The 15,366-nt window shown below is 28.2% G+C and carries 16 protein-coding genes; 2 read left to right on the top strand and 14 right to left on the bottom strand.

From position 1 onward, the window contains the following. Positions 1 to 205: 205 nt before the first annotated feature. The 3 genes from HMPREF9709_RS09450 to HMPREF9709_RS01265 all read right to left on the bottom strand — a co-directional run bounded on the left by HMPREF9709_RS09450 (position 206) and on the right by HMPREF9709_RS01265 (position 4,113). Positions 206 to 1,456 carry an LCP family protein gene (locus HMPREF9709_RS09450; protein WP_005397171.1) on the bottom strand — a complete coding sequence of 417 codons (1,251 nt, stop codon included), beginning with the start codon at positions 1,454 to 1,456 and terminating at the stop codon, positions 206 to 208. A gap of 116 nt (positions 1,457 to 1,572) precedes the next feature. Further along, the gene (locus HMPREF9709_RS01270) at positions 1,573 to 2,067 is read right to left on the bottom strand and encodes a GNAT family N-acetyltransferase (protein ID WP_005397169.1); all 495 of its coding nucleotides are present in this window, start codon (positions 2,065 to 2,067) and stop codon (positions 1,573 to 1,575) included. Between the two features lie 90 nt (positions 2,068 to 2,157). Next, entirely contained in the window at positions 2,158 to 4,113 is a 1,956-nt protein-coding gene (locus HMPREF9709_RS01265; RefSeq protein WP_040463769.1) for a DNA internalization-related competence protein ComEC/Rec2, read from the bottom strand. Between the two features lie 227 nt (positions 4,114 to 4,340). On the opposite strand from HMPREF9709_RS01265, the gene HMPREF9709_RS01260 reads away from it, so the two are divergent. Then, positions 4,341 to 4,958: a hypothetical protein gene (locus HMPREF9709_RS01260; protein WP_005397165.1), complete on the top strand. Its 618-nt coding sequence runs from the start codon at positions 4,341 to 4,343 to the stop codon at positions 4,956 to 4,958. 73 nt (positions 4,959 to 5,031) lie between these two features. Here HMPREF9709_RS01260 and HMPREF9709_RS01255 read toward each other — a convergent pair whose 3' ends face one another. The 8 genes from HMPREF9709_RS01255 to HMPREF9709_RS01220 all read right to left on the bottom strand — a co-directional run bounded on the left by HMPREF9709_RS01255 (position 5,032) and on the right by HMPREF9709_RS01220 (position 12,354). Continuing rightward, positions 5,032 to 5,376: a helix-turn-helix transcriptional regulator gene (locus HMPREF9709_RS01255; RefSeq protein WP_005397163.1), complete on the bottom strand. Its 345-nt coding sequence runs from the start codon at positions 5,374 to 5,376 to the stop codon at positions 5,032 to 5,034. Positions 5,377 to 5,795: 419 nt separating this feature from the next. Continuing rightward, positions 5,796 to 6,527: an HAD family hydrolase gene (locus tag HMPREF9709_RS01250; protein WP_005397161.1), complete on the bottom strand. Its 732-nt coding sequence runs from the start codon at positions 6,525 to 6,527 to the stop codon at positions 5,796 to 5,798. 19 nt (positions 6,528 to 6,546) lie between these two features. Continuing rightward, a complete protein-coding gene (locus tag HMPREF9709_RS09445; RefSeq protein ID WP_005397159.1) occupies positions 6,547 to 7,284 on the bottom strand; it encodes an energy-coupling factor transporter transmembrane component T family protein in 738 nt (245 codons plus the stop codon). An 8-nt stretch (positions 7,285 to 7,292) separates the two neighbouring features. Next, positions 7,293 to 8,096 carry a type I methionyl aminopeptidase gene (gene map / locus HMPREF9709_RS01240; protein ID WP_005397157.1) on the bottom strand — a complete coding sequence of 268 codons (804 nt, stop codon included), beginning with the start codon at positions 8,094 to 8,096 and terminating at the stop codon, positions 7,293 to 7,295. Next, positions 8,093 to 9,013 carry a tetratricopeptide repeat protein gene (locus HMPREF9709_RS01235; RefSeq protein WP_005397156.1) on the bottom strand — a complete coding sequence of 307 codons (921 nt, stop codon included), beginning with the start codon at positions 9,011 to 9,013 and terminating at the stop codon, positions 8,093 to 8,095. Before HMPREF9709_RS01235 ends, map begins: the two co-directional genes overlap by 4 nt. 477 nt (positions 9,014 to 9,490) lie before the next feature. Continuing rightward, positions 9,491 to 10,315: a Cof-type HAD-IIB family hydrolase gene (locus tag HMPREF9709_RS01230; protein WP_005397154.1), complete on the bottom strand. Its 825-nt coding sequence runs from the start codon at positions 10,313 to 10,315 to the stop codon at positions 9,491 to 9,493. Positions 10,316 to 10,330: 15 nt separating this feature from the next. Continuing rightward, positions 10,331 to 11,530 carry a D-alanyl-D-alanine carboxypeptidase family protein gene (locus HMPREF9709_RS01225; protein ID WP_005397151.1) on the bottom strand — a complete coding sequence of 400 codons (1,200 nt, stop codon included), beginning with the start codon at positions 11,528 to 11,530 and terminating at the stop codon, positions 10,331 to 10,333. After that, on the bottom strand, positions 11,527 to 12,354 hold the full coding sequence (locus tag HMPREF9709_RS01220; RefSeq protein WP_005397149.1) for an aminoglycoside 6-adenylyltransferase: 828 nt from the start codon (positions 12,352 to 12,354) through the stop codon (positions 11,527 to 11,529). Before HMPREF9709_RS01220 ends, HMPREF9709_RS01225 begins: the two co-directional genes overlap by 4 nt. A 113-nt stretch (positions 12,355 to 12,467) precedes the next feature. Between HMPREF9709_RS01220 and mscL the strand changes: the two genes are divergently transcribed. After that, positions 12,468 to 12,836 (top strand): large conductance mechanosensitive channel protein MscL, encoded by a 369-nt coding sequence (gene mscL, locus HMPREF9709_RS01215; RefSeq protein WP_005397148.1) that lies wholly within the window; start codon positions 12,468 to 12,470, stop codon positions 12,834 to 12,836. A gap of 70 nt (positions 12,837 to 12,906) precedes the next feature. Here mscL and HMPREF9709_RS01210 read toward each other — a convergent pair whose 3' ends face one another. From HMPREF9709_RS01210 to HMPREF9709_RS01200, 3 genes are read right to left on the bottom strand one after another with little or no spacing between them, the layout of a single operon-like run. Then, positions 12,907 to 13,512, bottom strand: coding sequence for a ribonuclease H1 domain-containing protein (locus tag HMPREF9709_RS01210; RefSeq protein WP_040463766.1), 606 nt, complete (start codon positions 13,510 to 13,512; stop codon positions 12,907 to 12,909). Then, positions 13,505 to 14,038 (bottom strand): phosphatidylglycerophosphatase A family protein, encoded by a 534-nt coding sequence (locus HMPREF9709_RS01205; protein WP_005397146.1) that lies wholly within the window; start codon positions 14,036 to 14,038, stop codon positions 13,505 to 13,507. The genes HMPREF9709_RS01210 and HMPREF9709_RS01205 overlap by 8 nt, the downstream gene beginning before the upstream one ends. Before the next feature lie 40 nt (positions 14,039 to 14,078). Next, complete coding sequence (locus HMPREF9709_RS01200) at positions 14,079 to 15,353, bottom strand: glucose-6-phosphate isomerase (protein WP_005397145.1); 1,275 nt, start codon at positions 15,351 to 15,353, stop codon at positions 14,079 to 14,081. Positions 15,354 to 15,366 lie beyond the last annotated feature (13 nt).

Below are 15,366 nucleotides of genomic sequence, written 5' to 3'. Positions count from 1 at the left end.
TTTCCTGACCAAATCAAAAATTCCAAAATAATCAGGAAAAAACAGCAAAAAATTTTCCTGACTAAATCAAGAATCCCGAAATAATCAGGAAAAACAAAAAAATATTTCCTGATTAAATCGCTAAATCGAAAATAGACAGGAAATCCTACTAAAAAATTTGGGGATGCTATTTATAAATAGCATCCCCTACCTTCTTAATGAACATCTATTCATTTTTTAATGTATCGTTAATTGCGTCTTTTACTTCTTCAACACTATCTTCATATGGTACAAACATGTATAATCTACTGTCAGGCATTGCATATGAAGGTAAATCCATTGTTCCTTCACCTTTTACTTCTTGTGATTCTATATCAAAACTCTTATTTGAGAATATTTGTGAATTTACAATATCCATTATCTTATTTGTTGACATATTTGTATTAACTGATTCATGTAATGTATTTAACACGCCATCAAAGTTTAATAATACTGAAGGAGTCAAAGTCTTTTTAATCATGGCTTCAAGTACTTTTTCTTGATTTCTACCTCTTTGATTATCTCCATCTGTTAGAGTATATCTTTCTCTTACAAAATCAAGAGCAGACTTTCCATCAAGCTCAATTTTACCTTTATCATAGTATTTGCCACTTACACTTGACTTAAACGCTTGATCATTCTGTACCTCGATACCGCCGATAACATCGACTAATCTAATTAAAGAATCAAAATTTACTCTTGCATAATATGATACATCAATATCTAAGAAGTTTTCTAATGTATCTATTGAACTTTGGACACCATAGTTTCCAGCATGGGTTAATTTATCTTTTTCGTTGTGTCCATCCCCAGCAATTGGTAAATATGTATCTCTTGGAACGGTAGTTAATAAAACTTTTTTAGTTTTTAAATTTACTGTAGCAATGATATTAACATCAGATCTAGATATTTGACTTAAATCACCATAAGTATCTATACCTGAGATATAGACATTGAATGATTCTCCAACATTTGTTTCTACCTTTGTTTCAAGGTTTTGATTATTGTCTGTTTCATTAATACGATTTTTGTTCATAATTTTGATAGAATTATCTAATTTCAAGAAATAAAATAGAAATGCCGCTATAGCTAAAGTGATTATTATCATCAAAACTGAAGCAACAAACTTCAATGGTTTCTTATCTCTTCTAGTTACTATGTAAGCAAAAATCCCCTCTAAAATTAATAGACCAGCAGTATACATTATCCTTTTATTTAACGGAAGAATGTTTTTTGTAAAAGCAAAGAATATTAAAACAACGACCGCGATTAAACTAAAAGCGAAAATTAACTTCGAAAACTTAAAGCCCCTGTCTGAATCTCCCCTCTTAAAATAATCATTGTTATAATTTCTATTATTTGAATTTCTAAAGTTATTAGAACTTGATTCATTTTCGTAATCATCTTCTAATACTTTTCTATCTCTCTTATTATCCAATTTTCATCTCCATTATTTTTATATGTTAATTTTTATATCCATTATTTCTAATATTATATTTCAATTTTGACAAATTGTAAATGAAAAATGAAAATATGAGATAAGAAAATGGGATATTATCTTATTTTTTTAAGGAAATACATAGCTAAATTATCATCATTTTTACAAAGTTCATTTACTCCTACTACTTCGTTTTTATAATAAATTCCTTTTCCATCTGGGATAAAACCATTTTTTACATATAACCTTTGTGCTTTCCCATAGTTTGAATTTAATCCAACACCTATTTTCACAAAATCATTATAACTTTTCGCTTCTAAAATAATGCTATCTAACAGATTTTGCCCTATACCCATACCTTGATACTTCTCAAACACGTTAAAATCAACTATTTCAGGCACAGTAGAATTATTATCATTAGGTGATTTATTAAGTACCAAAGTAATATATCCTCTGCATTCATCATTGTTAACATCAACTAATACTATTCTTTTCCCCTGATTAATTTCATCTAAATATTTTTCTAATACTTCTAATCTGCTTCCCCATCCTTGTTCTACAAAATTGTTATCTATTTTTTTTATATGTTCTTTTCTTAAATCTGTAATCATTTAATCACCTTTTTAACTCTAAAAATTAATATAAGATTATAATAATTATATAATATAATATTGGGAAATATAGTATTTTTTCTATTTCTTTCATAAACCAATAAATATCTCCCAAATAAACTCAAAAACATCATATTCCTTCTTATAATATATTAATGAATCAGAAAATGGTGTAATTTTCAGTTCAACATTTCCATCAATATCTGTTCTATAGATTTTGATATTTTTTCTTTTTAAGCGTTTCAAAACGTCTTTATGCGGATGTCCATATCTGTTTTTCCTACCTGCGGAAATCACTGCTGTATCAATTTTATGTTTTGATAAAAATTCTTCTTTAGTGCTGTATTTAGAACCATGATGAGAAACTTTAAGATAATCAATTTTGTCTTTAATATTTATATCTTTTTCTCCTTCTTCAATATCTCCAGTAAGTAAGATTTTTTTACCATAAATTTCAGCTAATAGCACGATTGATTTATCATTTGAGGTGTCTGCTTCTTCATTAGCAACAAGAACTTTGAAACGGAAATCTCCTACTTTTAATTCATCCCCCACTTTTAATTTCTTTGTATTATATTTCAGTTTATCATTTGAGTATAAATTTTTTATTTCTATCTTATCAATTATATAATCCAAATTTCCAACGTGGTCTATATCCGAATGTGAAATAAATGCTACATCTATTTTTGACACTCCATTTTTCATGAGATAGTTATAATATGCTTTACCTTTTGCTTCCTTCGCAAATGCACTGCCTCCCGTATCAAACAAGATATTATAACCTTTCGACCTTAAAAGTATACCATCTCCTTGTCCCACATCTATAAAATTTATAATCGTTACAGGCATAAAAATTGTTTTGATGTAAAAAATTGGCAGTATCGTAAAGAGCAATAAAAACTTTTTGTTTCTTCTAACTCTGTTTATTATTAATCTATAATTGAAAATACAATATAAAATAATATAGTAAAGTATTATTTGAGTGATATCCCAAGAGGCCCCTTTTATCACGAAATTTTCTTTAACTGCTCCAAATAACATTATTATCTTTTCAACAAATAAAAATGAACCATTTATAATCCATTCCAAAAGCTCAAATCTTAAAATCAAAAATACTATAGAAGTCGTTAAAGAGATTGAGATTATTGGCACTATAATAATATTTAGTATGATTACCAAAAGATTTATTTGATTGAAAAAATACATTATAAGAGGCAACATTCCTATTTGTATTGAAATGGAAATTAAGATGATGTCAGGGATTTTTTTGAATATCTTTTTAATGTTTTTATGAATAACCACAATTGAAAATATCGATAAATAAGATAGATAAAATCCAGCAGAATATATTTGGAATGGATTGATTAGTAGTGTGAGAAAAGCTGCGACAATCAAATCATTTAATTTATCTCTTATATTGTTTGTGTAAATAGCAATTGTTGAGATGATATACATGACAAGCGCTCTGATTATAGATACTGGAAAATTAATTATATATCCGTAGAATATTAAAAATAATATTAAAAAAATAGAATAAATTTTTTTATTAAAACCTAAATAGACTCCGAGATAGTATAGTAAAGCTATTAAAATGCTTATATGTAATCCTGAAACCGCTAAAATATGTGAAAGCCCTAAATCCTTAATATCTGTAAATATTTGATCTTCGCCCTGATATCCTAAAAACATATAATTCACAAATTTATAACTCAAACTGTTAAGATTGTGCTTATAATACTCTGATATTGCATGTCTTAGAGAATATTTTAATCTATTTCTATGACCAATTTTCTTAATATTTTTTATATCTAAACTATAGAAAATATTTTTACTTTTTAGATATTTCGATCTATTAAATGTCTTAAAATTGTTTTCTCCAGAAACTTCTTCAACTACTGCTTTTACATTTACAAAATCTCCCTCTACAAATTGTTCCTTGGAATGAAATTCAAAGTTAATATTGTTTGCAGTTAAATAATATGTATTTCCAAACTCACTTTCCTTTACATAATAGATTTCACCCGATATATCTCTAGCTTTACCCAAATTAATTTCCGGATAACGAATATGCGTTAAACTCATCGAGATAAATATTACAAAAAATACTAATATGGATTTTTTACCTATTTTCGTATAGAATAGGTATATGAGAATAGAAAACAATAAAATTAAGTTAATGTTTATTTTGAAATATTCATAGATTAGTATTCCTAAAAAGAATGGGATGAATATGGATAAAATTGGACGTTTCATAATTTTTCCTAGAGGTTAATATGATTAATAGTTATTTGACAGAAGTTAATACAAGTATAGTAAAGAGAAGTAATGTTAAAGGCATGACCCATATTGCGCCAAAAGTTAATATTGCCTTGGATTATAAAAAATATAATATCGAAAGAGAAAAGATTTACATAAATGATACAATTGTTGAAGATATTTATAGCTCTAGTCTTGGATATGTTTTAGTATCAAAAGTTAAACCTGAATCTTCAGATATTACAATTAAGACAATTTTTGAAGATAGACTTAATATTTTAAGATCAATGACTTCACGATTACTTATTGAATCAGTTTTAGATAAATATTTTAGATTAAAACCTGTAAGATTCTACACAGGAATTGAAAAATCTAGTTTTAATATTAATGGTGTGTACTTTGACAATGATGCACGGGAAATAATACAACTTCTTGAAAGGAATATTAACTCATACATAAAATTTGATATTAAAATTTTTAAGGATAAGGATAAAAATCTAACAGCAATACCTGGATTAATCCGAAAAGATTTTATCGACTATACTTTATCAAGTATAAACGAAATAAATAGTTTCAAAATAGAATCTTATAAATTTAATAGTAATGGAATTGAAATAGTCTATATCTTAAATTAGTTATATATGAGGGGGCGATCCTTAAACCTTAACCTAACAAAAAATTTGTAATGTTTTAGGGTATCCTCCTCTATTAATCCTCAAATCTAAAAATAGTCTCAAAATCGTTCATGTAATTTAATAATTTTCTATATATACTTTTCATCCTTCTATAATATGTTGACTCAGAAACATACATTATTTGGGTGATTTCTAATACAGTTAAACCTTCACGAAAATATAAATCAATATATCTTTTTTCATCTTTAGATAATTTCGAATAAAGTAGAAACATTACCTCATCGCTCCTTTTAAAGCTTTCATCTAAAACAAGATATTTCTCTTCCACTTCGGATATATTCATTATATTTTTATCGCTTCTATATCTACTTAATCCCTTGAAAATATTAAAAATTTTACTTCTTTCTTTACCTGTCATATTTTATTTCCCAGCATCACCCCCTATATATCTGGTAATAAAATATTTAATCAAAGAGATAAATATAATATATTATCAAAGTAAATTACAATTAAATCATGATATATTATTCACGATCAACTATATTATAGCATATTTAATCGTAAAAATCTAATAAAAATTATCAATATTTAAGATTTTTTTGATTAATTTTTTTGTTGTTTTAACATCAAATGAGTTAGTGATAAAAAATATAAATAATAAGTTTATAAGATCTAATGAAAATCGTCAAATAGAATATCTAGAGTAAAAATATCTCCTCTACCCTGTCGGATTTAGAAAAATTAAAAACACTAGGGTCAAACTAAACTCTGTCACTTTAATTAAATTATAAAACCCTTATAAACATGTAAATATTTATAAGGGTTAGTATTTGTATATTATTCACTTAAGGCATATAAATCAACATCAGGTTTTAATTTATATACAATGTCTTTTCTTTCAACAATGATGTCTGCTCTCTTGCTTAAATCTTCATCTTCTTTTATCATTTTAAGGAATTTTCTGGATGGATTAATTGCAGTGGCATGTTTCATAGTTTTTAACATGGAAAAGTCACCATTGGTGTCTCCATAAGCATAAGAATTATTTACATCTATATCATGCGCCTCAACTAGTTTTTGTATTTCTCCTAGTTTTGATTCGCTATCCCACATTTGAGAAATTTTACCAGTAAATCTTCCATCCTCATCAAATTCGTAATGTGTACCTTGAAAATCGTCAATATTATATAATTCACCAAGCATTCTTACTAAATATGTTGGAGAACCAGAAACAAAGAACACTTTATGCCCTTGTTTTTGATGGAATTTTATCCTGTCTCTAGTATATGCATATACCAGCTCTCCACCTTCTTTTATTACCTGGTTTGCCGTTTCTATAATAATGGATTTATGTAGACCAATCAGTTTTTTTCTATATACTTCTCCAACTTCTACAATAAAATCATCATAATTACCATATCTTTTTTCATAGGCTTCATATTTTGCTTTTATATTTTTTAAATATGATTCTTCATCAATTATGCCGTATTTCACCAATTTATTGAAATGTTTAAGCATAATTGATTCTCTTATTAGAGTGCCATCTATATCAAAAAAAGCTCCTATCATAAATTACGCTCCTAAAAGTTTATTTTATATCTTTTAAGTCAATTACCTGTGTATCGTCTATATTAGAATCTTGACTTTCTTTTGAGTGTTTTTCTTGAATGTCTATTTTTTGTGTATCTTGTACATCGGATTTTTTATTGATTTTGCTCATATCGATAACTTGAGTTTTATCAAAATCTGACATATCAATTTTTTGTGTATTTTCAATCTTTTTATCAATTACTTTAGTTGAAGAATCCCTCGCGGAATCTTTCACTTTTTCATCATCTACCACAATAGTATCTTCATAGTCTTCGTCATAGTCATCAAATTCATCTAAGTCATCTTGATAATCGTCAAAATCATCATAATCATCTAAATCATCGACATCGTCAAAATCATCATATAAATCTTCTTCATCATGATTTCCAAAATTTATTTTTTTTTTAGAACTATTTTTATTTTTTGGAAACATCTTTGATAATGAATCCAAGATATCCAATATTGCAGAAAACATTAGACCTATAGATCCAAATACAATAACTTTAGTACCAAAAACTATTGAATTTAATCCGCTTTGTTGTAGAAGGGAATTATATCCTGCGAAAAATACAATTAAACCAATTACAAACACTACTCCACTGAATGCGTATTTTATCCATTTTTGTTTTACTGTAATATATATAACTATTATCAAAACAATTGAAGCTAGGGCGATCAGTGGAATAACCGCGTTAGATTGCGTATGTTTTGAAATTAATTCAAATAGTGACTTCATTTTATCTCCTAAAATTTATAATTTTTTATCCATTCCATCTCTTCGTCTGTAAGAGAGGTATCATCTTGATTTGTGAGTATTTCTGCTTTATCTTTTCTAATAACTAAAGTATGTTCAAATTGGCAAGATTTTTCCCCATCAATAGTTCTAGCCACCCAACCATTACTATCAAGTTTTTTTTGCCACTTTCCAATATTAATCATTGGCTCAATAGTTATAACCATATTTTCTATTAATCTTCTGCCTCTGCCAGCTTTTCCATAATGTGGAACTTGTGGATCTTCGTGCATTTCTTTACCAATACCATGACCAACAAAATCACGAACTACTGAAAATCCAGCTGCTTCTGCATATGTCTGAATGGCACTTCCAATATCACCAAGTCTATTTCCAGCTATCGCTTGTTCAATACCTAAATCTAAACATTTCAGTGTAACATCCATTAATTTTTGGTCTTGATCAGAAAGTTTACCAATCGCATAAGACCAACAAGAATCTGACAGATATCCATTATATTCGACTACATTATCAATAGAAAGTATGTCACCTTCCTTTAGGATTTCATCTTTTCGTGGAAATCCATGACAAATTACATCATTAACAGATGTACATAAAGCATAAGGAAAACCTTCAAATCCCTTTTGAACAGGAATGGCATTTTTATACTTCATAAATTCTTCTGCAAAATCATTAATTTGCATTGTTGAAAGTCCAGGTCTCAATATTTGCTTAATGGCAAGATGTGTCTTAGCAAGTATTTCGCCTGATTTTTTCATACCTTGTATCTCTTCTTCTGTCTTTAATACTATCATTCATCTACCTCTATAACTCTCTTAAATTCTGCTGTGTCTTTTATTATATCAAAATCTGCATCATTTTTCGCAAATTCTCTAATATCTTCATTTAACTTTATTGATTTTCCTAAATCGATTATACAAAGTTTCTTCATCCCAATCTTTATATATGAACATGCCCTATTATAATATAAATTTGCTAAATTATCTTCAGAATTATTAATCCCCTTGTCTAATATAGCTATTGACTCTGTAAACATTTCTCTTTCAATGTATAGAGCAGACATATTAAGATAATTGAAACTATATCCCGGATTTTTTTCAATTGATTTTTGATACATAGCAATTGCAGCATTTAGATCTCCCAATCTACCATAAACCACACCTTTATTAAAATATGGTCTGAAATATTGATTATTTAAATCCAATGCTTTATCAAGCATTTCTAAAGCTTTATCAAAATCATTAATATTTTCATAAATTGCCCCCAGATTATTAAACGCAATATAATCGTCCGGAGATAATTCTAATGTCTTTTTATAATATTTTATCGCATTTTCATAATCTTTCTTAATGTCATATAAATTTGCTAAAAAGAAAAATGCTCTATCATATTTCGGATCTTTCTCAATACATTTCAAATAATATTTCTCTGCATTATAAAAATCGTTAAGTTTATCATATGACATTGCAATACCATATAAAGCTTGCGCCTTTGTGCTATCCAATCTATAAACTTCTTTAAATTTTTCTAAAGCTTTGATATTTTCTTCTAGCTCATCATAAATCAATCCTTGAGAATAAAGAATATCTAATTTATTATCTAAATCAGCATATTCCTTCGCTTTTTCAAATAAAGAAATAGACTTTTTCAGTTGTCCTTGATCATATAATTCAATTGCTAAATTCTTGAAATTTAAACATTTAATTTCCATTTTTTCTCCTTAATGTAAATTATAACAAATAAACAAGAGGTTGCACAATTCATATTTATGTAATATTTACCCGATTTTACTATTTAATTTAATTCTTTATATGTTTGAGAATTGTTTTTAAATTGGATATTTCTTTTTTTTTGTTGGGTTTCCTGATTAATTTGGTTTTTTCGATTTAATCAGGAAATTCCTTTATAATCCTATTTTACATGTGTATTTTCAAATACTTGATTTACACATGTAATATTTTTGCTCGTTTTACATGTCTAATTGTCAATTTCCCATTTACACATGTAAGATTTTTTGACCTCTACATGTGTAATCTCCATTTCTACATTTACACATGTAAATCTTACATTCACTCCGCTTCAATAATATTTGACAAAGAATCAGAATATCTTTCTAAGCATCTTCAACAATTATTGATGAAAAAAATAGACTACATATATCTACTTAAATATATGCGGTCTATTTTCATTATATTATATTAAAATGTTTTAGCGCGTTATAAATGCCGTCATGATGGATGTCGTCAGTGATATAGTCTGCGACTTCTTTAAGTGGATCAGAGGCATTTCCTACTGCAACGCCAATTTCACAAAATTTAATCATTTCATAGTCATTTAAACTGTCACCAAAGGCTATAGTGTCCTTCAGATTTGCTCTGAAGTGGTCCAATATTAATTGTATACCTGTAAATTTATTAACGCCTTTAGGGACTAAATCAGCGAATTTTTCATATTTTATTAGATAGAAATCTCTATCGATAAAACTTTCAAATTCTCTATAGCTTTCTGGCCCATCTCCGTGAATAGCCATCGCACTGATTGGTGTCCTATTTTCGTAATATTCATCAATGTTCTTATGGGCGACAAACATGTAGTCATAGGCTGAATGTTCATATTTGCTTTTTTCTTTAATCTTTTTTAGCTCTTCTGTTCTAAGCTCAAAATCCCTCAATAATTCTTTATCGGTATAAATGTATTCAGTACCTTCTAGTATGAATGGTGTATTGTGTTTGTTTAGGTGATAAACTATATTATCCACTAAATGATCTGGTATTTCATGGCTGAAAATTACTTCATCTCCAACTTTTATATACCCACCAGCGGCAGCGATAATACCGTCAAAATTAAAAGAATATATTAGTTCTGGCACACCTGCATATGATCTCCCGGTACAAATAAAAATTTTATATCCTTTTTCTTTACAAAGTCTAAGCGCTTCTACCGTTGAAGGTGAAATACCTTCTGTATGGCTTAATAACGTCCCATCAATATCGAAAAATAAATACTTTTCCATCATTCCCCCAAATTATTATATAAGTAATAAGATGTTATCAAAAAATTCTTGAATTGATCTAAATATATTAGTGAAAAATCCTTCTTTTGGAATGAATCCTTTGGAAATTAGATTCATATTATCTATTTCTTTTCCATCTAATTTTAAGACCAATTTACCCATTACCTCTCCATCTTCGTATGGAGCAGATTTACCTTCTAAAACTTCGTATTCCATTTCAATTTCAGTATTTAATGGTAATATTTTTTCAAAACTTCTCTCTGGATATAGTGGGATGTTAACTTGTTCTGTAGATTCATCTGTAATGTCTACAACTGGTACATCCGGATTTAATTGTTTGCTTAATACAAAATTATTAGTAACATATTGAACTAATTCTTGAGTAGTTTTAGCTCTCATCTCTTCATTATCAGCACCCATTACAACTGTGATAATTTTAGCATCAAAGCCATTTTCTTCTTTACTCAAATCAAATAAACCAGTAAAACAATATCCTGCTTCTTCAGTATATCCAGTTTTTAATCCCATCAGACCTTTCATTTCATTTCTTAAAGGAAGTGTGGAAGGTTTTGAGAATTTTCTCTCAGGAATGTTTAGTTTATCCATCTTTCCATATTCTTCAACTTCTGGATATGTCTTTACAATATGTCTTCCCAATGTAAATAGATCTTGAGCAGACATTGTGTTCATTTGTGGTTTTGGGCCCTTTGTTATTGTCAATCCTGTAGGGTTTACAAAATTTGAATTAGACAATCCTAACTCTTTAGCCTTACTATTCATCAATTTTACAAATTCTGGTACACTACCTGCAACATGTATCGCTACAGCTGTTGAAGCATCATTACCAGAAACAACCAAAACTCCCTTTAATAGATTTTCAAGTGAAACTTTTTCACCCTTTACTAAATCAAATCTTGAATATCCTGGGATATTATATGATGCAGCTTCCTCATTAATTTCAACAATATCATTTAAACTTATTTTTCCTGCTTTTACAGCATCCATAGCAACTAAATAGGTCATTAATTTAGACATAGAAGCAACAGGCAATACTCTTGTATCTTGCTTTTTATAATAGCTTTCCCCTGTTTCTATGTCTCCAACATACATAACCTCAACTTGATTATCATATGTAAAGCCAACAGCTTGAGATGTTGGCATAAAACCTACAACCATTAATACAGATAAAAATATTGCAATTATCCTTTTTTTCATTTTCGCTCCTTATTATAAAGATTTCTTAAAACTCCCATAGTTTGCACATCTTCCTTTTTAGGATATATAAACCCTTCTACTTCAGCAATATGAAGAGCAATTGATCTATACAATTGTGCAGATTTAAAAATAGAAGTCCACAAATCTTTTTCTCCATTTGATAATAATATATGAATAAACTCTTCGTAATATTCTTTTTCTAAATAAACTGAAAAGTTATGCCCATACTGATTAACTTTTATGCCATTTTTGTATTTTAATGATAAATGCGAGTTTATTATATAAACAAGCCTATCCAAAATACTATTTTTCAAAATATAAGCCTTTGAAATATTATTCTCTTCAAAATTTAACGCCACTTGGACTAATTCAATATAAAAATCAATGCATTCTTCAATGAATACATCTTTATTTGGCATAGTCCAATTCGAATCAAATTTACTATTTTTTTTATCAGATAATTCATCTTCTCTATCCAATAATACAATAATTTTTTTATATAATGTTATATATTCTTTAATATCTTTATTTTCTAAAAATATTAATTGATATAAATTTGCATCTTCAAATAAAACTTCATAATTTGTATATTTTACATTAATAAAAATCTCTTCTGATATTTTACTTAAAATTACTTTACTATCTCCAATAAAATGCTTTATAACGCTTTTTACTTTAGAATAGTCTTCTAGTCCAAAAACAATTGTATGTAAGTATTTTTTTGTAATAGTTTGATTTTCATTTTCTGTAATGTAAATTATCGATTTAATATTTCTATCTTTTGCCAAATCATACTGTTTATCTAAAAAATAATCTGATTGCATAGCATCTCCTTTAATACATTCTATAATATAGAAATATCATTAGCAACCTAAATATTTGACATCCAAACTGTCATAAAATATAATGAAGTTGAATAAATAAAGGGGAGAAATATATGTTAAAAGAATTTAAGGAATTTATAGCTGAAGGTAATGTACTAGAAGTTGCTGTCGGTTTTATCATGGCGTCAACATTTGGTGCAATCGTAAAAAGCTTAGTTGAAGATATTTTAACACCACTTATAAGTGCTGCTACAGCAGGAATTGACTTCAAAGATTGGGTAGTTAATGTTGCAGGAGTTAAATTAGGTGTTGGTATATTTGTTAACACAATCATCACATTCTTAATTACAGCATTTGTTATGTTCTTAATCGTTAAAACATTTAACAGATTCAAGAAAAAAGAAGCTGTTGAAGAAGCTGTTGAAGAACCAACAAAAGAAGAAGTTTTATTAACAGAAATTAGGGACTTATTAAAAAAATAAATTTATTGTAACATAAAATTGATGGAGCTATTGCGAGATAACAAAAGTTATTTTGCAATAGCTTCATTTTTTATTTTATTCCAACAGCTTCTTTTGCAAGTCTGTCTGCCATATCATTGTATTTATCATTGGAATGTGCTTTTACTTTTACAAATTTTATTTCAATTTGATTTTTTACTTCATCAATAAATTTTTTATAATTCTTAGTTAAAGCAATATTAGTTTTCCATTCTCCTTCAGCCCAGGCTTTGATACCCATATAATCAAAATGGATATAAATTGTCTTTTTCTCCATTTCGATTGCTTTTTTTATCGCTTCCATCGAACCAAAAACTTCTCCAGCAACATTTCTCTGATTTTTTAATTCTTCATCAAGATAAGAACCATTAAAGGTCGATTCGTTATTAAAGTCTATTAATACAACTCCATATCCAAATTTGCCAGTGTTGACATTATAGGATCCGTCAACATAAGCAATTATCTCATCGTCTTTTATCTCATTTGCATCTGCAGGGGTTAGCTCTTCTTTATTTACAAAGGCAGATGCTTCTTCAAGTGTGGTGAAACTCTTGTAGATAGCGCCCTTATAGCCCTTTACTTGCGCGCTACATTCGTCCCAAGTCTCAAACACACCGACTTTTCTCCCCTTTCTCACAGCATAATATTTCTTATTCATAGCTTTTCTTATTTGGCTCTCTTGTGCTATGAGCAATCCTTGATGCTGCAGCAGCTGCAATAGCCGCCACAATATCATCTAGAAAAGTATTAACAGCGCCAGTTTTAGCAATATCTAGTTCTTTAATGATTCCTGTTTTTTCCTTATCAAGGAAACCAAAGTTAGTTAAACCAATTGAACCATAAAGATTGATTATTGAAAGTGGTAAAATTTCATCGATGCCATATAAGCCTTCATCTGATTTAATTACACTTAAAATTGGCTCTTCAATTAAATCTTTTTCCGCCAATTTATCGATTTGAATTCCAGTTAAAACAGCATTGACAACTTCTCTTTTTTCAAGAACTTTTTTTACAGAATATTCACAAAATTCTATTGAAAGATCTTTGATATAAGGGCTTTGTAAATCATAAACAATATCTGCAATATCTCTTAATCTAACGCCTCTTTCTCTTAACTCTTCCTTAGCCTTTTGTGTTAAAGTTTCCATGGAATGTTTGTATTGTTGTTTTATATTGTTTGGCATTTTTACCTTCCTTTTTATAAGAAATCTAACTTTCTTTTAATTAATATCCTGGTTTTTCAAGCATTCTAAACATATTGTTTTTATAATCTTCAACACCTGGTTGGTTAAACGGATTTACTCCTAATAGATATCCTGAAACTCCAATTGCATATTCGAAGAAGTAAATGTATTTTCCTAGATTATACTCATCAATCTTATCCATTGTAATTAAGATATTTGGTACATTTCCTGCAACATGTGCTTCTATTGTTGCTTCCATAGCAACTTTATTTACTTCATCAACTGATTTTCCTACTAAATAATTTAATCCATCTAAGTTTTCTGCATCTTCCTTTATATCAACATCATGCTTAGGTGAATCAACAGAAATTACAGTTTCAAATATATTTCTCTTACCTTGTTGAATGATTTGTCCTAGGGAATGTAAATCAGTTGTAAACACTACTGATGTTGGGAAAAGACCTTTATTGTCTTTACCTTCTGATTCTCCTGCTAATTGCTTCCACCATTCGTTAAAGAAAGATAATTTTGGCTCATAAGTTACTAAAATTTCAATATCTTTTCCATCTCTATTCAATAAATTTCTTGCTGCAGCATATTGTAATACTGGGTTTTCTTCAAAATCTTTATCAAAAATTTCTTCTCTATAATCTGCAGCACCTTGCATCAATTTTTCAATATCTCCACCGGCAATAGCAATTGGTAATAGACCTACAGCAGTAAGTACTGAGAATCTTCCCCCAACATTATCTGGCACTACAAATGTTTCATAGCCCATATTTGTTGCCAATGTTTTTAATGCTCCTTTTTCTTTATCAGTAGTAGCATAAATTCTACCTTGTGCTTCTTCTTTTGAATATTTTTCTTCTAATAATTCCTTAAAAATTCTAAATGCTACTGCTGGTTCAGTTGTTGTCCCTGATTTTGAAATTACATTAATTGAGAAATCTTTATCCTTTAAGTATTCTTTTAATTCAACTATTTCAGTAGAAGATAAATGATTACCAGTAAAGATAACTTCAGGTTTTGATTTACTAAAGCTATTGGATAAAGCGTTAATTACAGCTTTCGCCCCAAGATATGATCCACCGATACCAATCGCTACTAAAACATCAGAATCTTTTCTAATTTTTTCAGCAGCTTTTTTGATTCTTTCAAATTCATCTTTATCATAATTAATTGGTAAATCAATCCACCCTAAAAAGTCATTTCCTTCACCTTTTCCTTCAAGCAAAGTTTCTTCAACTTTTAATAATTCTTCTTTAATATCAGATAATTTATCAACAACACCTGCATTTTGTAATTCAATTTTCATTGTAACACTCCTA

This window comes from Helcococcus kunzii ATCC 51366 (assembly GCF_000245755.1).
GTDB classification, from domain to species: Bacteria; Bacillota; Clostridia; order Tissierellales; family Peptoniphilaceae; genus Helcococcus; species Helcococcus kunzii.
Note: the sequence above shows the minus strand (reverse complement) of the source record. Positions and strands in the feature narration are given on the sequence as shown.